At 64.1% G+C, this 20,089-nt stretch carries 22 protein-coding genes; 8 read left to right on the forward strand and 14 right to left on the reverse strand.

From position 1 onward, the window contains the following. Window positions 1-351: 351 nt before the first annotated feature. Entirely contained in the window at window positions 352-3,117 is a 2,766-nt protein-coding gene (gene mgtA, locus OHZ10_RS28025) for a magnesium-translocating P-type ATPase (protein ID WP_342705023.1), read from the forward strand. 98 nt (window positions 3,118-3,215) lie between these two features. Continuing rightward, window positions 3,216-3,959: a transporter gene (locus OHZ10_RS28030; protein ID WP_059240295.1), complete on the forward strand. Its 744-nt coding sequence runs from the start codon at window positions 3,216-3,218 to the stop codon at window positions 3,957-3,959. 69 nt (window positions 3,960-4,028) lie between these two features. On the opposite strand, the gene OHZ10_RS28035 is transcribed toward OHZ10_RS28030, so the two are convergent. Both OHZ10_RS28035 and OHZ10_RS28040 read right to left on the reverse strand, forming a co-directional pair. Beyond that, entirely contained in the window at window positions 4,029-4,325 is a 297-nt protein-coding gene (locus OHZ10_RS28035; protein WP_342705024.1) for a transcriptional regulator, read from the reverse strand. Between the two features lie 73 nt (window positions 4,326-4,398). After that, window positions 4,399-5,274 carry a LysR family transcriptional regulator gene (locus tag OHZ10_RS28040; protein ID WP_059240291.1) on the reverse strand — a complete coding sequence of 292 codons (876 nt, stop codon included), beginning with the start codon at window positions 5,272-5,274 and terminating at the stop codon, window positions 4,399-4,401. A gap of 51 nt (window positions 5,275-5,325) precedes the next feature. Between OHZ10_RS28040 and OHZ10_RS28045 the strand changes: the two genes are divergently transcribed. From OHZ10_RS28045 to OHZ10_RS28065, 5 genes are all read left to right on the forward strand, one after another. Further along, window positions 5,326-5,604, forward strand: coding sequence for a hypothetical protein (locus tag OHZ10_RS28045; protein ID WP_174991233.1), 279 nt, complete (start codon window positions 5,326-5,328; stop codon window positions 5,602-5,604). A gap of 197 nt (window positions 5,605-5,801) precedes the next feature. Further along, on the forward strand, window positions 5,802-6,884 hold the full coding sequence (locus OHZ10_RS28050; protein ID WP_059240289.1) for a serine hydrolase: 1,083 nt from the start codon (window positions 5,802-5,804) through the stop codon (window positions 6,882-6,884). A 44-nt stretch (window positions 6,885-6,928) separates the two neighbouring features. After that, complete coding sequence (locus tag OHZ10_RS28055) at window positions 6,929-7,162, forward strand: DUF7661 family protein (RefSeq protein WP_059240287.1); 234 nt, start codon at window positions 6,929-6,931, stop codon at window positions 7,160-7,162. A gap of 73 nt (window positions 7,163-7,235) precedes the next feature. After that, window positions 7,236-7,691, forward strand: a complete 456-nt coding sequence (locus tag OHZ10_RS28060) for a MarR family winged helix-turn-helix transcriptional regulator (protein ID WP_081052023.1) — start codon at window positions 7,236-7,238, stop codon at window positions 7,689-7,691. 383 nt (window positions 7,692-8,074) lie between these two features. Further along, a complete protein-coding gene (locus OHZ10_RS28065; RefSeq protein WP_342705025.1) occupies window positions 8,075-9,214 on the forward strand; it encodes an acyltransferase in 1,140 nt (379 codons plus the stop codon). On the opposite strand, the gene OHZ10_RS28070 is transcribed toward OHZ10_RS28065, so the two are convergent. Genes OHZ10_RS28070 through OHZ10_RS28115 form a run of 10 tightly spaced genes read right to left on the reverse strand, consistent with a single transcriptional unit; the run spans window position 9,156 to window position 19,245 of the window. Beyond that, window positions 9,156-9,716, reverse strand: coding sequence for a hypothetical protein (locus OHZ10_RS28070; RefSeq protein ID WP_342705026.1), 561 nt, complete (start codon window positions 9,714-9,716; stop codon window positions 9,156-9,158). The genes OHZ10_RS28065 and OHZ10_RS28070 overlap by 59 nt on opposite strands. Before the next feature lie 2 nt (window positions 9,717-9,718). Next, window positions 9,719-11,611, reverse strand: a complete 1,893-nt coding sequence (locus tag OHZ10_RS28075; protein ID WP_342705027.1) for a gp53-like domain-containing protein — start codon at window positions 11,609-11,611, stop codon at window positions 9,719-9,721. Next, window positions 11,611-12,192, reverse strand: a complete 582-nt coding sequence (locus OHZ10_RS28080) for a phage tail protein I (RefSeq protein WP_342705028.1) — start codon at window positions 12,190-12,192, stop codon at window positions 11,611-11,613. Before OHZ10_RS28080 ends, OHZ10_RS28075 begins: the two co-directional genes overlap by 1 nt. Beyond that, window positions 12,185-13,336, reverse strand: coding sequence for a baseplate J/gp47 family protein (locus OHZ10_RS28085; protein WP_342705029.1), 1,152 nt, complete (start codon window positions 13,334-13,336; stop codon window positions 12,185-12,187). Before OHZ10_RS28085 ends, OHZ10_RS28080 begins: the two co-directional genes overlap by 8 nt. Then, complete coding sequence (locus OHZ10_RS28090) at window positions 13,333-13,686, reverse strand: GPW/gp25 family protein (protein ID WP_006485365.1); 354 nt, start codon at window positions 13,684-13,686, stop codon at window positions 13,333-13,335. The genes OHZ10_RS28085 and OHZ10_RS28090 overlap by 4 nt, the downstream gene beginning before the upstream one ends. A gap of 53 nt (window positions 13,687-13,739) precedes the next feature. Beyond that, complete coding sequence (locus tag OHZ10_RS28095) at window positions 13,740-14,342, reverse strand: phage baseplate assembly protein V (protein ID WP_342705030.1); 603 nt, start codon at window positions 14,340-14,342, stop codon at window positions 13,740-13,742. Then, entirely contained in the window at window positions 14,339-15,544 is a 1,206-nt protein-coding gene (locus tag OHZ10_RS28100) for a contractile injection system protein, VgrG/Pvc8 family (protein WP_342705031.1), read from the reverse strand. Before OHZ10_RS28100 ends, OHZ10_RS28095 begins: the two co-directional genes overlap by 4 nt. Continuing rightward, a complete protein-coding gene (locus tag OHZ10_RS28105; RefSeq protein WP_342705032.1) occupies window positions 15,532-15,741 on the reverse strand; it encodes a tail protein X in 210 nt (69 codons plus the stop codon). Before OHZ10_RS28105 ends, OHZ10_RS28100 begins: the two co-directional genes overlap by 13 nt. After that, window positions 15,741-16,631, reverse strand: a complete 891-nt coding sequence (locus OHZ10_RS28110) for a phage tail protein (protein WP_342705033.1) — start codon at window positions 16,629-16,631, stop codon at window positions 15,741-15,743. The genes OHZ10_RS28105 and OHZ10_RS28110 overlap by 1 nt, the downstream gene beginning before the upstream one ends. A gap of 1 nt (window position 16,632) precedes the next feature. Next, window positions 16,633-19,245: a phage tail tape measure protein gene (locus OHZ10_RS28115; protein ID WP_342705034.1), complete on the reverse strand. Its 2,613-nt coding sequence runs from the start codon at window positions 19,243-19,245 to the stop codon at window positions 16,633-16,635. Between the two features lie 29 nt (window positions 19,246-19,274). On the opposite strand from OHZ10_RS28115, the gene OHZ10_RS28120 reads away from it, so the two are divergent. Then, the gene (locus OHZ10_RS28120; RefSeq protein WP_342705035.1) at window positions 19,275-19,517 is read left to right on the forward strand and encodes a hypothetical protein; all 243 of its coding nucleotides are present in this window, start codon (window positions 19,275-19,277) and stop codon (window positions 19,515-19,517) included. A 2-nt stretch (window positions 19,518-19,519) separates the two neighbouring features. Here OHZ10_RS28120 and OHZ10_RS28125 read toward each other — a convergent pair whose 3' ends face one another. Continuing rightward, window positions 19,520-19,645, reverse strand: a complete 126-nt coding sequence (locus OHZ10_RS28125) for a hypothetical protein (RefSeq protein WP_256870229.1) — start codon at window positions 19,643-19,645, stop codon at window positions 19,520-19,522. A gap of 4 nt (window positions 19,646-19,649) precedes the next feature. Beyond that, the gene (locus OHZ10_RS28130) at window positions 19,650-19,979 is read right to left on the reverse strand and encodes a phage tail assembly protein (RefSeq protein WP_342705036.1); all 330 of its coding nucleotides are present in this window, start codon (window positions 19,977-19,979) and stop codon (window positions 19,650-19,652) included. Window positions 19,980-20,089 lie beyond the last annotated feature (110 nt).

Raw genomic sequence — 20,089 nt, forward strand, 5'->3', positions numbered from 1 at the left:
GACGCGCCGTCGCGCGCGTGCATTCGTGTTGCGCGCAGCGCCAGCCGCGTGCACCTTCCGTTCGCGTGCCGTCCGGCCGCGCGCCTCGTTGCGCGTGGCGCAATCGATCGCCCGTGCCGATTATCCGCAACCGACAGGAGTGCAGATGAACTCAGACGACAGTAGTCGATTACCGCTCGCCGGTGCGACGCTGCGCATCGACACGCCGACCGCATCGCGCGCGCCGGCGAGCGTTCCCGCCTTTACCGATCCACAGCCGATCGCGCCTGACGCGACGCGGCGGGGAGCGCTCGTGCGTCGATAACGTCACGGCCGCTCCCCGCCCGCCGCCTCGTGCGCAAGGAGCGACTCATGACAACACGACACAACACATCGCAGAAGAAACAGCGCGGCTTCATCAAGACCGGCGCCGGCCAGCAGAACGCACCGCGCATCATGCGCGCCGCGCAGGAAGCAGCCCGTCCGCTCGAAGACACGCTCAAGGCGCTGCACACCAGCACGCGCGGCCTCACCTACGACCAGGCCGCCGACCGCCTGCAGCACTACGGCCCGAACGAAATCGCGCACGACAAGCCGCCGCACTGGACCCGCCAGCTGCTGCTCTCGTTCCACAACCCGTTCGTCTACGTGCTGCTGGTGCTGGCCGCCATCAGCTTCTTCACCGACGTCTACTTCGCGGCGCCCGACGATCGCGACTACGTCGGCATGACGATCCTGCTGACGATGGTCACGATCAGCGCGCTGCTGCGCTTCGTGCAGGAATTCCGTTCGCTGCGCGCCGCCGAGAAGCTCAAGGCGATGGTCCGCACGACGGCCACCGTGCAGCGTGCCGTGACCGACACGTCCGAGCCGACGCGCCGCGAGGTGCCGATGCGCGAAGTCGTGACCGGCGACATCGTGCACCTGTCGGCCGGCGACATGATCCCTGCCGACGTGCGCCTGCTCGCATCGCGCGACCTGTTCATCAGCCAGGCCGTGCTGACCGGCGAGGCGCTGCCCGTCGAGAAGTACGACACGCTCGGCGCGGTGGCCGGCAAATCCGCGAACACGCGTGCGGCCGGCGCGGCAAACGATGCGTCGGCGTCGCTGCTCGATCTCGAGAACGTGTGCTTCATGGGCACCAACGTCGTCAGCGGCACGGCAACCGCCGTCGTCGTCGCGACCGGCGAGGATACGTACTTCGGGTCGCTCGCGCGCAACGTCGTGAGCCACAAGCGCATCGAGACGAGCTTCGACCGCGGCGTCGCGAGCGTGAGCTGGCTGCTGATCAAGTTCATGTTCGTGATGGTGCCGATCGTGTTCATGATCAACGGGCTGACCAAGGGAGACTGGCTGAGCGCGCTCACGTTCGCCCTCGCGGTGGCCGTCGGCCTGACGCCCGAGATGCTGCCGATGATCGTCAGCGCGAACCTCGCGCGCGGCGCAGTTGCGATGGCGCGCCGCAAGGTGGTCGTCAAGCGGCTGAACTCGGTGCAGAACTTCGGCGCAATGGACGTGCTGTGTACCGACAAGACCGGCACGCTCACGCAGGACAAGATCATCCTCGAACATCACCTCGACCTGTCCGGTCACAAGAACGAGGAAATCCTGCGGCTCGGCTGGCTGAACAGCTTCCACCAGAGCGGCCAGAAGAACCTGATCGACATCGCGGTCGTCGCACGCGCCGACGAGATCGGCGAGCGCGTGAAGCCGCAGGGCTACAAGAAGATCGACGAACTGCCGTTCGACTTCGTGCGGCGCCGCCTGTCGGTGGTCGTCGAGGACAAGCACGGCACGCACCAGCTGATCTGCAAGGGCGCGGTCGAGGAAATGCTGGCGGTGTCGACCCACGTGCAGGATGAGGACGGCATCCGCCCGCTCGACTTCGTCGCGCGCAAGCGGCTGCTCGAACAGGCCACCGCGTACAACGAGGACGGCTTCCGCGTGCTCGTGCTCGCGACCCGCACGATTGCGCGCGGTGACGAACGCGCGCAGTACCGCACTGCCGACGAACACGATCTCGTCGTGCGCGGCTTCCTGACCTTCCTCGATCCGCCGAAGGAATCGGCCGCGCCGGCACTCGCCGCGCTGCGCGAGAACGGCGTCGCGGTCAAGGTACTGACGGGCGACAACCCGACCGTCACGATGAAGGTGTGCCGCCAGGTCGGCCTCGAGCCCGGCAAGCCGATGCTCGGCGCGGAAATCGAAGCACTCGACGACGAAACGCTCGCCAAGGTCGTCGAACGCACGACCGTGTTCTCGAAGCTCACGCCGCTGCAGAAGGCACGCATCGTCAAGGCGCTGCAGGCGAACGGCCACACGGTCGGCTTCCTCGGCGACGGCATCAACGATGCCCCGGCACTGCGCGACGCCGACGTCGGCATCTCGGTCGACAGCGGCGCCGACATCGCAAAGGAAACCGCCGACATCATCCTGCTCGAAAAGAGCCTGATGGTGCTCGAGGAAGGCGTGATCAAGGGCCGCGAAACGTTCGGCAACATCCTGAAGTACCTGAACATGACCGCCAGCTCCAATTTCGGCAACGTGTTCTCGGTGCTCGTCGCCAGCGCGTTCCTGCCGTGGGAGCCGATGCTCGCGACCCAGCTGCTCGTGCTGAACCTGATCTACGACACGTCGCAGATGCTGCTGCCGTGGGACAAGATGGATCCCGAGTTCCTGAAGAAGCCGCGCAAGTGGGAAGCCGGCAACATCAGCCGCTTCATGCTGTGGGTCGGGCCCACGTCGTCGGTGTTCGACATCACGACGTACATCCTGATGTGGACCGTGTTCGGCGCGGGCGCGCTGTATCACCTGAACGGCGGTACCGGCGGCCAGATCGTGATGAACTCGGGCTGGTTCATCGAGAGCCTCGTGTCGCAGACGCTCGTCGTACACCTGCTGCGCACGCAGAAGATCCCGTTCCTGCAGAGCACGGCGTCGCTGCCGGTGCTGCTGTCGACCTTCACCGCGATCGCGATCGGCTGCTGGCTGCCGTTCTCGCCGTTCGCGGAGGCGATCGGCTTCATGCACCTGCCGGGCACCTACTGGCTGTGGCTCGCCGCGACGATGGTCGGCTACATCGTGCTCGCGCAGATGGTCAAGACGATCTACGTGCGCCGCTACAAGCAGTGGTTCTGATTCCGTCCTGAATCTGTACCGATTCCGACCGGATGACGACGCGCCGGCCCGCACCACGCTGCGGGCCGGCGCGCTCACGACGCTCTACGGGTAACGTGATGAAAAGAATCCTTCCGCTCGCCGCCGCGAGCGCACTCCTCGCGCCGATCGAAGCCTTTGCCGCCCATCCGCTCGTCAGCGACGACACCGGCACGCAGGGCAACGCCAACTGGCAGTTCGAGTTCAACGGCGAGGAAACCTCGAAACAGGAAGACAGCGGCCGCCACCAGTTGTGGAACGCAACACTCACGCGCGGCTTCGGCGAACACGTCGACGTGTACGTCAACGCGCCGTACACGCATCTGCAGACGCGATCCGACGAGAACGGCGCCGGCATCGGCGATGTCGAGATCGGCATGAAATGGCGATTCGTCGAACGCGGGCCGCTGTCGTTCGCGCTGAAACCGAAACTGACGATGCCGACCGGCAACGACAGCCGCGGGCTCGGCACGGGCCGTGTCGGCACCGGCGCGACGCTGCTCGTGCAGGCCGACGCCACGCGTGTCTCGCTGCTCGCGAACGCGGGCTTCACGTACCAGCCGAATCGCCAGGGCGACCTGACGTCGGTCTGGGCCGTGTCGGCCGCGGCGATCTACAAGGCGACCGACCGGCTGCAACTCGTGGCCGACATCGGCACGTCGCGCAACACCGAACGCACGGCCGGCGCGAATCCGGCGTTCGTGCTCGCGGGCGCGATCTATTCGCCGACGCGCTGGCTCGATCTCGACATCGGCTACCGGCGCGGGCTGAACGACCAGACCTACCGTCATTCTGTGATGGGTGGCGTGACTGCCCGCTGGTGATGTGCGGTCCGGCGCGGCGGACGCGCGTGGCCAGCACACGACGGGCCGCATCGGCGGCCCGTTTTTCATTCATCGGGCGTCGTTCGCCCCGAACAGTTGCGCGCACACCGCGCGCCCTTCGTCGGTCAACGCGGCGCTGCCGGTGCCGTCGTCGTTCAGCGTCGTTGCGCTCAGCCCTGCCGCGTCGAGCTGCGTCAGCACGCGGCGCAGCGTGCTCATCGGCAATTGCGTGCGCTTCGCGATCTTCGGCAGCGACCAGGTCTTGCCGGCCGGATCGTTCGCGGCCTCGTTCAGCGTCGCGAGCGTCGCAACGAGCGCGGGATCGAGCGCGGGATCGAGCGGGGAATCGTCGGATTCGGAAGTCATCGGTTCGGGTTCGTCGGCCGGCGCCGGGCCGGCCTTCATTCGGAAAAGGGAATCGCAACCACTATACGCCGCGTCACGCGCCCTTGAGCGCGGTGCGCATGAACGACACGAAACGCGCGGTGACGGGATCGTCGCGATCCGACAGCCATGCGAGCCCCACGCGCCACTTCGCATCCCGGCCGTCGAGCGGCATCACCGTCGCATCGCGCAGCAGATACTGCGCGCTCGACGGGATGAACGCGACGCCGACGCCGGCCGCGACCGACGTCAACACCGACTGCACGTCCTCCGCCTGCTGCATCACGTGCGGCACGAAGCGGCGCTCGACGCACCATCGGTCGATCTGCGCGGCCAGCCCCGGGCCGCGCGCCCGCTGCAGCGCGATGAAGCCGATCTCGTTGAGCACGTCGAGGTCCGCCGGCACGCGTTTGAAGCCGAGATGCGGTGGCACCGCGAGCGCGAGCGACTCGTCGATCACCTTGAACGACGACAATCCTTCGTCGGAAGGCAGGCGCAGGAAACCCGCGTCGAGCTTGCCCGCGCGCAGCCGGCGCGTCTGCTCGGACGACGACAGGTCGCTCAGCGTGACCGCGATGCCCGGATTGCGACGCCGAAACTCGGCGATGAGCTTCGGCACCAGCGTCAGCACGGACAGGCAGATGCCGAGCCGCAGATGGCCGCGCTGCCCGCTGGTCGCCTCCCGCGCACGCGCAAGGATCTCGTCGGCATCGCGCACGAGCGCCTGCGCGTCGGGCAGGAAGCGTTCGCCGAACGGCGTCAGCTCCGCGCCGTGGCGGCCGCGCTCGAACAGCTTGCCGCCGAGGCTCGCCTCGAGCGCGCCGATCTGCTTGCTCAGCGCCGGCTGGCTCATGTGCAGCGCATCGGCCGCGCGGCTGAAATGGCACAGCTCGGTGACCGTCAGGAACGTGCGAAGCAGTTTCAGTTCCATTCCTGAAAAGAATCGTATCGATTGAAATATTCATTTTACCGATTGAATGCGATGCCGTTCAATACGGGCATGCCCTTCCCGGAATTCACCGTCATGCCTGTCGATCAAGCGGCCGATTGTGTCGCCGAGCCATCTTGCGATGTCGAAAACACCAACGAACATGCGGCCGCGGCCGATGCCCGCGCACCGAAGCGTCGTGCCGAACGCACGGACGGACGCAGCCGCCGCTTTCGTTTCGGCGATGCGCTGAATGAAGCGCCGCCGCGTGCCGTGACGGGTTCGATCGCGATCAGCTTCGCGGTCGTGTCACGGCGGCACTGGCCGCGCTGAGCGGCCCGCCTGCCCGGTCTTCGCCACACGCGCACCGCCGGTCGGCAGCACGAAAACGCCCCAAATCCGCCCGCATCACGCGTCATTGCGACTCATCCCATCGTCATCGCCACGCGATCGACCGTATAATTTCCCGCACCCGCCGACCGCCCATGCATTCCGCGCAGCCGCATTGCGCGTGAAAAGGAGACTTTCGCTTGACCGGCCTCATCGCGCGCCTGCCTCGCGCCCGGACCACCCTGATCCTCGCCCTCTCGTTCCTGTTGCTCGCGTTCGCCGCGAATGCGTCCGCGCAACGCGTGCAGCCGCATCGCACCGTCCATGCACAAGCGCATGCGCACACGAAGGCCGTCAAGAAGAAGCCCCACCGCAAGAAAAAGGCCGTCAAGCATCGCCGCCCTCGCGTCACGCATCAGGCAGCCAAACGGCACGCGGCACCCGCGCCACAGCAACGGCGCGCGAAACGCGCGGCCGCCGTGCGGCCGCGCCCGCCCGCGAAACCGAAGCTGCTCGCCAGTTGCGGCTACACGCCACGTGCAGTCGGATCGCTGCATTCACGCGCGGCCTACGTGCTCGACGTCGATTCCGGCACACCGCTACTGGCCCGCAACGCGCGCACCGTGCGGCCGATCGCGTCGATCTCGAAGCTGATGACGGCCGTCGTCGCGCGCGACGCCGATCGTCCGCTGAACGGCGTGCTGCGCGTCACCGCGCACGATCGCGACACGATCAAGTTCACCGGCTCGCGCCTGCAGGTCGGCTCGGAGCTGTCGCGCCGCGACATGTTCCATATCGCGCTGATGTCGTCCGAGAACCGCGCGGCGGCCGCACTGAGCCGCGACTATCCGGGCGGTCGCGCCGCGTTCGTCAACGCGATGAACCGCGAAGCGCGCCGGCTCGGCATGCGCCATACGCACTTCCGCGAGCCGACCGGCCTGTCGCCGCACAACGTGTCGACGGCGGAAGATCTCGCGCGGCTCGTCGGCGCGGCCGCACAGGATCCGCTGATCCGCTATTTCTCGACGGACACGTCGACCACCGTGCGCCCCGGCGACGGCGAACTCGTGTACGTGAATTCCGACCCGCTCGTCCGCTACCGCCGCCTGCCGATCCGGTTGCAGAAAACCGGCTTCATCAACGAATCGGGGCACGGCGTCGTGATGCGCATGCGCGTGAAGGGCCGCCGCGAAACGGTCGTGCTGCTCGGTGCGCCGACGCGTGCGGGCGTGTCGAGCGACGCACTCAAAATCCACCGCTGGCTGTCCTGCTCGATCCAGTAAACGCGCGCGGGCAGCCGGCGCGTTCACCTGACGGGAGCGATGCCATGCAGGACGAATACCGCTTCAATGCATTCGGACGGCTGCTCGCCGTCGTGCGTACGAACGGCCGCTGGGCCGTGTTCGATCTCGGCGTCGAAGGCAAGCGGCGCCCGGCCAACCTGCAGATTCCGTCCGCGCTCGCCGCGGACGAACTCGCGCAATACCTCGGCGACCTGCTGCACGAGAACGCGACCCCGAGATACAGCGAAGTCGTCCCGGTCGAATCGCGCCGCGCGTAATCGCACGTCGGACCACACCGCAATCCGGCGGAATATTAGACAGTTAAACTTGCAAGTTTAACTGTCGTACTCTATGATTCGCCGCATGAACCCGCCACGCAAACCCGGCGTTTCCGCCGACATCGTTGCCGCCGACCTGACCCTCGCCGTCGGCCAGCTCATCCGGCGGCTGCGCTCCGAGATCGAATCCGAAGGGCTCGGCATGTCCCAGACCAGCGCGATCGCGCGGCTCGAACGGCACGGGCCGATGACGACCGCCGATCTCGCCCGCGCCGAGGCCATGAAGCCGCAGTCGATGAAGGCGATTCTCGCGAGCCTCGAGGAAGACGCGCTCGTCGAGCGCGAACCCCATCCGACCGACGGCCGTCAGATCCTGTTCAAACTGACCGCGGCCGGCCTCGACGCACGGCGCAAGCGCAACGCCGCGAAACACAAGTGGCTCGGCGCGGCGATCGAGAAGCTCGATCCGGAAGACATCGACACGCTTGCCGCCGCGATCCCGCTGATCCGCCGCATCGGCGACCAATGAATCTCGCCGGCGCGCCGCGTGGTAGCCGCGCGCCCGGCTTTCCCCGCCCTTTTCCACGGAGCCCATCATGAGCGCAACCCGCCTCGACACGAACACGGCCCTGGTTGAAGCGCGGCGCGATATTTCGACGCGTCGCCGCGCGATAAATTCTGGTCGACCTGCTTTGCAGTAGATGGAAAGAAATTGCACGTGTGAACGTTTCAATTATCGCTCCACCGAGGACCGGCGGCTTCGAGTCAATTCCCGAGACGCAGTCGACCGATATCAGAATCGTTTCCTACGGCGTGACTTCGCGTTACTCCGGCATGGTATGGGCTCCAGCAGTCTGGCGACTTCACCCGCCGAGCCTGACTGATAAAATCGCCGAAACCCGATATCCCGCCATGAACACGAAACGCCTGAACACCCTTACCTCACTTAGGTTCATTGCGGCCGCAATGATCGTCGTGCTGCATATGAACGGTACGTTTTGGCCAGCAATCAGCCTTCAGGGCTTCACGACAGGGGTTTCCTTCTTCTTCGTTCTGTCGGGGTTCATCCTCAGACTGGTCTACGGAGAATTGCACTCGGCGACCGAAATTCGCAACTTCTATGTCGCACGCATCGCTCGTATCTGGCCGATGCACTTGCTGTCCGCGCTAGTCTTGGTGCTCGCTGTTGGAGAGGCGCTGCCGTCATGGAGCATTGTCGCCGCCAATTTGCTTCTGGTGCAGAGCTGGATCCCGCACCCGAACTGGTATTTCTCGATGAATGGCGTCGCTTGGAGCATATCGACCGAACTTGCGTTCTACGCCATTTTCCCGGTTCTTTCATGGAGACTAGAAAAGAGCTGGCGCGTTAAGGTGCTGCTGGCGGTCGGCGGCATTGTCGCCTGCGCGTTCATCTATCCCGTGATACGTCCAAAAAATAGCGACGAAGCGCTCCTCGTTTTGGCCGGGCTGCTCTACATTAACCCCGTTTCCCGTGCCTTCGAATTTCTCATTGGCATTCTTGCCGCCACCGTATACACAAAGGTTCGAGCGACCGTCTCAGGTGGCCGTGCCTTCTGGACAACCGCAGAGTTCCTCGCATGCGCGATCGTCGCGGTGTGCGTCATGCGAGCTTGGCCGGCGTATCAAGCCATTGAGCCCTTTTCCCCACAACTCGCCGAATGGATTCTGCAGAGTGGACAGTTTTGGGCGCTCGCCTTGCTGATCTTCGTGTTTGCGCTTGGTCGGGGAGTCCTGAGCTGGGGGCTGAGTTCGCGTCCTCTCGTGTTTCTCGGCGAAATCAGCTTCGCTATGTACATGCTGCATCAGGTCATCATCAAGGCGATGGAAACCCATGCCCACGACTTCATGCTCGACCAGCCAGCACTGGCGATAGTGACCTATCTGCTCATTGTGCTGGCGTCGTCATCGGCCGCCTTCCTGCTCTTCGAAAAGCCGATGCGCAGGCTCATTCTGCGAACGGCGGCTCGATGCTTTAACTCGGATCTGTCCACAGAACGGACTGAACAGCAGACACACTCGTCGCCGCGCTGACTTGATCACTCAGCGCCATCCGCTGATTTTGGCACTTGTTGAGCCAGACGACAAAGCTGGATACGACCGCCATCGCTTGAGGCTGCGTATGGTGCTTAAACGTCCATGTACCCTTCGACGCACACCATAGCAGACCACCACTTGAGCACTGCGCGATAGTGTTCTGGTTCGTCTGGTCTGTGATCGAACTCGGATAGTCGTATGGCGATCCGACCGCATCGGACGAGAAGCCTGAAACGATTGCTTTGGCGCAGGCAGCGTCCAGCACGGCGACCTGCGAGGCCTGGGCCGTAGTGAGCTGTTCCGCGGACGATGGAACGGGGACGGCCGCAAGGACACCATCGGATACATACCACTGACCTTGTTGGCTAATGCACTTCAGCCACTCCTCGTCAGTAAGTGCGATCACGTTTCTCCGACCGCCGGGCGGCGGGCTGTCGACGCTGTCGTAGAACGCCTTGATATTCCCGTTCGTATCAAAGGCCGCAAACTTTTTGCCCATATTCAATATCCCCAAGCGAAGTAGATACCCGAGGCACTGATCCCGGAATTTCCGACGAAATCGCGTGTGCCAATGGTCAGAGATGATTTCGTCGCTGAACCGGTCGCGACCGTTGCCGTTGTATTTGCGGCCGTTACCGACGCTACCGCGCCCAATTGCGCACTTGGGAACGCCAGCGGAAGAGTGACCGTTTGAGTTCCCGAAGAGTTAGTAATGAACGTTCCCCACTGAATGATCAGTCCGCTCGGAAGCTTCTGATAGCCGCTCGTACCAAGCTGCGAGCCGAACGAAGACGAAAACTGAAGCAATACCGACCCACCACAGATATCCCATTGCCCGGCGCGAGAGACGAGTTCCAAAGAGTCACCGGGGCGGAGTGAGATCGATGAAGCCAAGCCTCCAGCGTATGACCAGATCGAATCCGAACTCTGCACCGCAATGGTTTGATTGGCGTTGGATTGGTTGACGAACGCCATCTTTCCGCCTTGCACAACACTTGCCCCGACAGGCAGAGTCGTCGTGAAGATCGAGTTCCCATTCAGTTCGACGAGCTGACCGGCTGCAGCCGCGGTCAAAGTACTGGACGCGGTTACCAGTGAAAATCCGGAGTAGCTGCCAAGCGCCCGCTGGACAAACGCAGTTGTCGCCAGCTTCGTGCTGCTGTCGAATTGCGGCGCGGTCGCAAAGTTCGCACCGGACATTACAGACGAATACGGGAGCTGCGCCGACCCGCCGATGACAATCCACTGATTCGCGCCATTGGTCGTCACCAGCAGAAGTGAATCGCCGGGATTTAGAACCATGTTCGCGCTTCCACCAGACCCCACGACGGCATCGGAACCAGCGCGCGATACCGTCAAAGCCGCCGAGCCGCTGTTGACGAAATAGAGTGCTCCGCATGTCGGCATTGCGGACGCGGCAGGAAGCGTGAACGTCGCTGCCGACGTGCCCCAGAAATTGATTACTGCACCAGACTGAGCACCAATGAGCACCTGCGAAGTCTGATAGCTGTAGAAGTTCTGGAAATTGCCGAGCGCGCGCTGCACGAACGCCGTCGTCGCCAGTTTCGCCGAGTTGTCGAACTGCTGGGGTGTCTGAGTAGTGGCGCCTTGCACATACCTAAGTGCAGCAGTGCCGCCGCTGATGTCCCACTGTCCTCCGCGGGAAATTAGCTCCAGCGAATCGCCCGAACGCAGCACGACAGAAGACACCAGCCCGCCCAAGTATGACCAGACGTTTTCGATACCCTGAGTGACGATGTTTTGATCAACACCGGACTGGTTGATGAAGGCCATCCTCCCGCCTACAGCGACCGTAGCGCTAAGCGGAAGAATCGTCGAAAACGTCGAGCTGCCGTTCAGCTCTACAATCTGACCGGCCGCGACTTTGGTCAGCGTGCTGGCCGCGTTGACCACGATTGCACCAGCGTAATTGCCAAGCGCGCTTTGCACGAATGCAGTCGTTGCAAGCCTTGTCGAGCTGTCGAACTGCGGTGGCGTTGTGCTTTTCGGAGCACCCGTGAAAGTCTGCGAGTCGATCGCGGCCTTCAGGGCGAGAGCATTCAGAATCGTCGTCGCAAAGTTCGGATCGTTTCCGAGCGCGTCGGCCAGCTCCTTCAAGGTATCGAGCGACTGCGGAGATTGCCCGACCAAGGCCGCCAGCTTGGCAGCAAGGTCCGTCTTTAATGCGTATTGCGAATGCGGATCGACAGCGGCCATGTGTTGCGCAAGGCTCGACTGCGATTGATCGAGCTGTGTTTTCAGATAGCGCGTGCGGCCGCCGAGCTGCTTCGCCTGCTTGTTCGAGACGCCATCCGGGCCGCCTTCGACCGGATCGGCAATTTCGAGTTGATAAAGGTCCTCTTCCCATTGAGTGGACTCGACGAGTTTGCCCATTAACTGCTCCCGTGGTTGTACTGTCCGTCGTAGTGGGCTGCGCCGTTGTAGCGCACCGGCACGCGGCGGTATTCAAGGCTGGCGAGTACGCAACGCGCCGGCGCGAAAGCGGCCAACGTCGTTCGCAGCAACACCGCCTGGTCGTTGGTGATCGCACGGTCGAGCAGGATGACCCGGTAGGCCGCCCACAGCCCATCGCCGCCGTACACCATTGCGCCGTCGTGGCGGCGCGTCCCGTCGTAGTTCAGGCGTCCGATGCCCTCGACGAGTTCGACCTCGCCGAATCCCAGGCGACGGATCACCTCTCTGACCGCCCACGGCGTGCCTTTGTAGCGGTGCAGCTCTATCGCCCCCTTGATGAGCGCACGCTTGGCCTCATCGGACTGGGCGAGGCTCCAGCCGTCCTCGCCCATGACCGAGAATTGGTCGGCAAGGAACGGCAATGCGGATGCGTCGACACCGTCGATCAAGTAGACCAGGAGCGGCGACAGGTCGATGTTGTCGAGCCGTTCCGTCAACTGGGCGAATGCCTTGAAGCGCGGGTCTTTCGCCAATGCAGGCGGTAAAAGCAGCTCAGCCATTCGCGGTCCCGGTCGGTACGACAGTGACGCTCGTGCAACGCGCCCACTCGCTTCCCGTCAGCACGCGTAGCGCGAGTCCCGGTAGGTCAACGTCGTACACGCCTTGAACCTGGACAGCTCGGCTGAGCTGGCGCGGGACGATATCGCGCCCCAGGCCGGCGGCTCGGTCGGCTCGATACGCTTCTGCGGCGGTGCGTGCCTGCTTGATCGTTGTGTCGGCGTCCGCATCCTTGTACAGCGTCAGCCGGACGTCGATCGCATAGTCGACCGGCGTCGGCGATCGGACGTCGACGTAGTCGGTCAGCGGGCGCCGGCGCTCGTCGGTCAGGTTGTCGCGGACGAGCTGCAGGATCGCTTCGCTCGGCAGCCCCGTGTCGACGAGCGGATAGACCTGGACGCTGCCGGGCGGCACGCCGTTGACCGACACCAGCCGGCCATCGCGCATTTCCATCTCGGGGCCGATCACACCAACGTCGACAATCGACTGATGCGCGCTCTTGGCATGGAACACGTAGGCGAGTCGCGAGCCCGCCGTGCTGAACGCTTCGGGCGCCAGCCGGATACGCTCGCGCAGGCGATCGTCGCCTTCCTCCTCGTACCCGTCCGCACTGATCTTGGTATTGGCGACCGTCACGTCGACGTCGCCCAAGTCGTCGACGAGCGAGCCGAGCTGTCCCGGCTGCCAGCCGTTACCCAGCGCACCAGGTGTTTCGCAGGTCGCGGCCGCGTCGACTGCCAACTGACCGGCGACGAGCGTCACGTCAACGTCAGTCGCAAACGAAACGGCACCGTCGCTCGTCTCGACACGCGTACCGGCTGCGATCAGCAGATTCGACGGCAGCGCGGCGTCGACGGAGAAGCGGATCGTCGTCTTCGCAGGCTGGGCCGGCAGTCGCGTCACGCCGACCAGCTCCCCAAGGTAGTCAATCATGGGAGCGCGCGCGAATGCGACGAGGTTTTGTTTCGCGGCCTCCTGGACACCGACCCGCACGAGGGTTTCTCGGTACGCGATGATGTCGATCATGACGCGCTCGACTTGCGCGGGATACAGGGTCTTGCCGGTCCGTGCCTCGTAGGCGGCCACAATTTCGGCCGTAATGGCGTCAGGATCGCGTGCGATGAAATCCGGCTCGTCGAGTGTCATCGCGGCACCTCCGTCTCACGGATGACGCCATCGGCAAGCCGCCACTGCACGCGAATGGTTTCACGCGACTCGGCGATCGACGGGATGACGCGCACGACCTCGCAGCGCGGCTCCCAGCGGCGGATCGCGTCGACCGACTCACGCACGACGTGCGGCGTGGCGCGGTCGATCGGCATGTCGAGGTACAGGTAAAGCTTGGAACCGAACTCAGGGCGATGCGGATCGCTGCCCTGCGGTGTTCCCAGAATCAGGCGGATTGCCTGGTCGATGTCGTCCACGCCCTCAACGACGCCTTCGCGGTTGAGGGCCGGCTGCCAGTGAACGGAGGTGATGTCGGAGAGCTGGGTCATGCGGCCATGTTGCCGCGCGACCAGTCTGGGGGATATTAAAGCAGGCTAAAAGCTCAGTGGCTGTGGTGATTCGAGTTACCGCCGGCGTCCATGATTGTACCCGTCGCGTTCACGTTGCCGTCGACGTTCACATTGCCCGTCAGTACTGCACCGTCGCCACCCGATCCGGCCATACCGCCCTGGTAGGTCAGCTTGCCCTTGACCGTGACGTTACGCGTGAACTCGGCCTCGGGCGCGTCGACGGTCACCTTGTCGCCGGCGCGCAGCACGATCTCCGACTTCGAGTCGACGATCACGGTCTGCATGCCCGAGCAGGTCAGCGTGTGGGTGGCGCGATCGTATTCGAGCGCCGCGCCATCCTTGAAGCGCACGACGAACTTGTTCGGGTCCGTCACGGGCGGCTGGTCGGCATCCGAGAAGATGGCGCCCAGGATGACACCGTCCTCGCAGCGGCTGTCCAGCAGCACGGCGACCTGTTCGCCGTTGTCGTAGGTCCAGCAAACCTGATCGGCCAAGGTCTTCGGGTACGCGATCGGCAGCCACATGGTCCTCATGTTTCCGAGGTCGGTCAGCCGTACGCGCGCGAAGCCGGGTTTCGACGCGCTGACCGTGCCGAACTTGATCGTGGCGCCGAATTCGTTGAGGGTTTCGCTCATTTTTTCTTGCCTTTCGCCGCAACCGGCGTAGTTCCCACGACACCGACGTCGCCCTTTGCCGTGACGCCGTAGACTTGTAGCCCTTTGGTCGACTTTTTCGAGGCAGTGCTGCCTTTGCCGGTCTTGACGGCGAGCGCCGAGCGCTTCAGCTCGACTTCGGTTTGGTATCCGCCGCCCCGTTCGAGACGGTGCCGCGCCGATTCGATCAGGTACTTGCCCGACAGCTTCCCGAGTTCAAGCAGCTCGATCGATGCGCCGGCGGCCAGCTTCGTGTCACCCTGCATCTCGACCGATCCGCCCGTCTGCTTGAGGTTCGCCTGGTCAAGCGCTGCACGCGCCTTCGTCTGCAGCGTTGCCTTCGAACCGGCCCGTGCCGACAGGCGCAACGTGTCGCCGCTCGTCGCCTGACCTGACTGCTTCCGCTTGCCTGCAGCCACCTCGGACTGACCGACGACGCCCACGGAGTCGCCCGTCACACCGTAGACGACGAGCTTCTTCGTTTTGGGGTTGTGGTAGCCGACCTTGGCCTGCGCGTAGACATCCTTGATCTTGTCGCGCAGGCGAATCGACTTCAACTCAGCACGCTTGAATTGCAGGACGGCGTCCGATCCTCTCAGGTCGGCCAGTTCACTGAAGATGAGCTTGCTGCCCGCGATCTTGAACGCATACCCATACTCGCGCGCGAGCCGCGTCAGGAACGCCACATCCTGTTCCTGGTACTGCGTGACGCGGTCGATTCGAATATCCCGAATGCGGCCGGTGAGCGTGAGGTGATTGCGCTTGGCGACGCGCGCTGCGATTGTCGCCAGCGTCGTGTGCTCGTACGCCTTGGCCTTACGGCTTCGAACCGAGGCTTTCACGCCCGTGCCGAGACCGCGAATCGTCACGGTCGAAGGCGGCTCGTTGAAGGCAATCTCGTCGATCTCGAAGCGGCCGCACGCGAGCAATGGCGACCCCGTATAGCCGATCTTCAGCGTCAGCGCGTCACCTTTGCCCGGATACCAGGCGTCCAGCCATCGGCCATCCGTGTCTTCGAGCACGACTTCGATCTCGTCGGACTGCCCGGACAGGAAATCGGTGAACGAAACCGACACCACGTAAGGCGCGATGTCGTTGGTGATGTTCTTCTGCTCGTACACGAGCGTGAAGACGGGCTCAGGGACGTCGGCTACCGACGTCGGGGTGTCGATCACCGCATCCACGGCGGCAGCTCCTCATCGGGTACGTCGTCGGCCGCCACGACCGGAATCGACAGCGCAATGCCGCTCGCGAGCACTGGCGTGATCGGCACACTGGGGTTCGCGGCAATGATCCGCTCATAGGCAAACGGGTCGCCGTAGTACCGGTAGGCGATTTGATCCCATCGCTCGCCTTCGGTTGTGACGTGGGTCAGAAACATCAAATCCTCCGCGTCGCGACTTGCGCGGCGAGTTTGCTGAGACTCGGCGCAGCGGAACTCAGTGCACCGGTCGCCGTCGAGAGCTGCCCGGCGGCCCGGTCGATCGCGCCGGTAATCGTCCCGATCGTCGCGTTCGCCAACCCGCCTTGCGCCGATCGGACCGCATCCAGCGCGGTATTGCTGGCCCGCAGGATGCCGGCCGCCTCGGGAAGCTGGTCGGTCAGGGACGCCAGCGCCGGCGACAGCTTCGCCAGCGGCGCCGCGGCTTGCTTGATGTTGGTCAGTACACTCGACGAACGACTCAACGCGGAGAACGGGTCGTCTTTCAGCTTCTGGACGGTCTTGACCGCGTCGACGGCGACGCGCATCGCGGACTGCGCCTGATTCGCCCAGGTCACTGCCTGCTGGATCGTGCCTCGTGCGGTTGCCACCGCCGAGGTGACGCTGGAAACCGCCTGCGCCGCTGCCGGCGGCACCTTGGGCTGCACGGCCGGAGGCTTCAGCGGGTTCTTTTTGTCACCGACGAACTCGCGCAGGGTAATCGTGGCATCGAGTGCCAGCACCGTTCCGGACGTGTCAGTCTGTTTGCTGGTCGACTGAACCTCGGTCAGCACAAACCAGCCCTTGTAATCGCCGTTGCCGAATACCAGCGCCATCGCCTTCTTGGCAGATACCGCCGCGCGTAGCTTTGCCAGCTCGGCCTCAGGGTCACAGAACCAGTAGTGAAACGACAGCGCGATCCGGATCTCGTCGAGCTTGTCCGCCATCCGCTGCAGCCGCGGTTTTCCCTGCAGCAGTGCGTGTTCCGCGTAGTCGGCACCAAAGGTTGCGTCGAACCCGTCGAAGTAACCGATCAGGTCGAACTCGATATCACCAAGAATTGCGAACACGTCAGCTCCTGTATGCGCGTCGCTCGCGTTTCGCGAGCAGGTCGTCGAGCATGCGCTCCAGGTCGCGCAACGACAGGTTGAGCCCTTGCTTGACCTGATCCTTGACGCCGTCCGGCGAGCCGCCCTGGACCGTAATCGTCGGCGAGTAATTGACCGTCATCCCAGAGCCGGCTACCGATGCGCCGAGTGGTGAGCCGCCGCGAGCTGCGTTGATGCGTTGCAGGGACGCGGCGGCCGCCGCCTGCGTCGCCATGCCCGCGGCCGCGCGCGCGGCGACCGCCGACGAGCGGCCGATGCCGATCGCGGCGCCCTGGGCGATGTTGTCGCCGAAGCCCATGAATACGCGGGACGGCGACTTGATCCCCAGCGTGTTCGCGAACCATGCCTTCACGTTGCTGCCGAATTCCACCAGCGTGCTTTTCGCAGCCGTGAAGCGGCTCCGGATGCCGCCTACCAGGCCGTCGATCAGGTGCGATCCGAATTCGGTGAAGGTTTTCGGGAGCCCAACGCCGAACCACCCGAGCACGCCTGCGAACGCGCGATAGAACAGGCCGAGCGGCGACCAGTTGATGATCAGCCGCATCACGCTACCGATCCCGCCCGCGAACGCGGTCCGAATCGAGTTCCAGATACCGCCGAAGAATTGCTTGATCGGCGTCCAGTAGCGATAGATGAGATACGCGCCGACAGCGATCGCGGTGATGGCGATGCCGATCGGGTTGAGCATCATCGCTCGACCGAGCCAGAGCACTGCACGGCCGGCCATCATCAGGCCGTTGACGAGCTGGCCACCCAGGACGCGACCGAGCCACATCCCGCCCTGGGCGAGCAGGCGCAGCGGGCCGACGATCGTCATCAACATGCCTTGACCGAACGGAAGCAGCGCGCGGCCGACCGCCAGCGCACCGCGCCCGAATCCCATAAACAGACTCCCGGCGCGTCCAAGCGCGGACGCTAATTTGCCCGCGGTCGACGCGCTCGCGCCGAAAATCTGAAACACGGTGGACAGACGGGAGCCGCCGCCGGCCCAGAGCGCGCGAAACAGCGTCCACTTCGCCCCGACCGTCGTCAATGCCGTGCTGAACATGTTCAGCGGCGATTTGACGAAGAAATTCAGGCCCCAGCCGGCCGCGAGTGTCGCTACCTTCATGCCGATCACCGCCGTTGCGAAGCCGACCAGGCCGCGGATCAGGCCCGGATGAGCGGCCGCGAACTGCGCAGTGCGCTGGATCAGCGGCGTGACCGTGTTCATCAAGTCCGTGAGCGACGGCAGCAGCGCACGGCCGACCGTGATCCCGAGATCCGCAATCTGGGTCTGAAAGCGGCCCCATGCGACGGTCGCCAGCTCCGCGCGACGCGCGTAGTCCTGGTCGATCGTGTTCAGCGCTTGCGCGCTACCCATGTCTTTCTTGTTCTGCTGGTATTTGTCCCAGCCCTGGCGCATTGCGAGCAGGTGGTTGATGGTCTGGATGTCCTGGAACACCTCGTTTAGGCCGAAGCTCTCCATCAGCTTGCGCTGGGCTTCTTCGTCGCCCTTGGCGCCGGCGGCCTTCCATTGCTTCATGAAGGCGTCGCCGCGCGACGCGATGAACTTCTGTGCAATCTGCAGCGAGCCCTCGTAGCTGGAGTAACCGCCGGCGACCAGGTTGGACATCGACTTCTGGTAGTCAACACCGGCTTTCTTGTAGGCGTCGATGGTCGCTTTCGCGTTCATGTGCGACAGCCAGTTGCGCAGGTTCGTCACGGCCTCATCGCCGCTGCCGGCGCCTTCGCGGCCGACTTCGAGGCTGGCGATGATCTGCGTCAACGCGTCTTGGCCCTTGATGCCCTTGGCCGCAAAGGCCGCGGTCATTTCGGGCAGGGCCTTCGCCATATCCTTCAACTCGAATCGGCCGAGCTTGCCGCCATACGCGGCGCGGTTGAAGGCTTCCTTCAGGGCCGCATCACCCTTGATTCCGAGCGTCTCCGAGAACGAATAGACCATGCCGGCGAGGTCTTTCATGTCGGCGTTTGTTGCCGTCGCAACGCGCCCGAGCAGGTTGGATTTCTGGCCGGCTTCCTTCGCGTCCATGCCGGCCGCAACCAGCGTGCCGACGCCTTCCAGGATGGAGTTGTGGCCCTGGCTTGTCGCAAGGGCCGCGCGGCGCATCGTTTCGCCGATCCGGAACTCTTCGTCGCGCGTCAGGTTGCCGGTGATCGCGATGTCGCGCAGGCCGGCTTCGAAGTTGGCCGCCTGTTTCACTGCCCCGATGACAGGCGCGGCCGTCGCAACGGCGGTCGCATATGTGCCGAGCATGTCGGCACCGAGTCCCTGGCGTTGCTCGCGCAGCGCGGCGCCACGTGCCAGCCGGGTCGCAAGGGCAGCTTGTTTCACCTGGACCTGATCGATGGTCCTGCCCAGGCGGTCGTACTGGCCGCGCAGCTCGGCGATATTGCGCATCGGATGGGCGACCGCCCGCGCCATCGTGTCGCCGAGGCGGGTATGCTTCGCGCGCAGCTCGTCGGCGACCCGCCCGAGACCGTTGAGCGTCGTACGCGTGCCAGATAGCGCGGCGCCGAAACTACCGAGTAGCGTCGCGCCGATCTTTACGCCAATATAGAATTCGCTTGCCATACCTTTACCGGAAAGTGACGAGGCCGCCCATGAACATCCAGTCCATCGCAGAAGGCATTACGTACACCGTGATCGCAATCGCCGGCGTCGTGCTCGCCGTCTGGCTGTTCATCGAACTGCCCTGGTGGTCGGTGCCGATCGTGTTCGGCATCGTGGCGTTTCTAGGCTTCGCCTTCCTCGGGCCGGCCATCGTGGCCGGCTCGTACCTCATCGCGGCAGTGATCAAGGCCATCGCGTGGCTGTGCGGCCGGCTCGGGCGCCGGGCCGCCTGATCTCAGGATTGCTTTGTCGCGTCGACGCGCCGCTTGATTTCCCGCTCCGCAGCGTCGATCCAGTGCCAGTAGTCGTCCATGTCCAGTTCAGCGATTTCGGACGGCTGAATCTTCAGCACCAGTAGCAACACTTCATCCAGCGGTCGCAGCGCCGAGTCCAGCGTCTGCGTTTCCTTGCTCGGCGGCTGATCGCTGGGCGCCCGCATCTTCGGCGGTATCCCGTCCCTCAACCATGCGGCGAAAGGCATCCATGAGCCGCTTCGAGTCGGCAAGGTCGAGTTCGCCGATATCTTCGGCAGTGAGGCCCGTGAGCATGCCGAGCAGGAAGTCTTCCTGTTCGCCCGCGTCTTCGCTGTATTTGGCAGCGAGGGCCATTTCCTTACGCTTGCCGCGACGCAGGTTCAGCTCCGTGAGCACCTGGCCGGTAGCGAGTTTGACGGGGAATTTGAGGGGGATTTTCACGACGTGCTCCGTGGTGGTAGAGCACACATTGTCGATTCGCGCGCGCGAGCGGTATCGAGGAGAGAATTAAAAAAGGCCCGCCGAAGCGGGCCAAGACGACAACGACTGCG

It is taken from the genome of Burkholderia arboris, from assembly GCF_038723655.1.
Taxonomy (GTDB): Bacteria; Pseudomonadota; Gammaproteobacteria; order Burkholderiales; family Burkholderiaceae; genus Burkholderia; species Burkholderia arboris.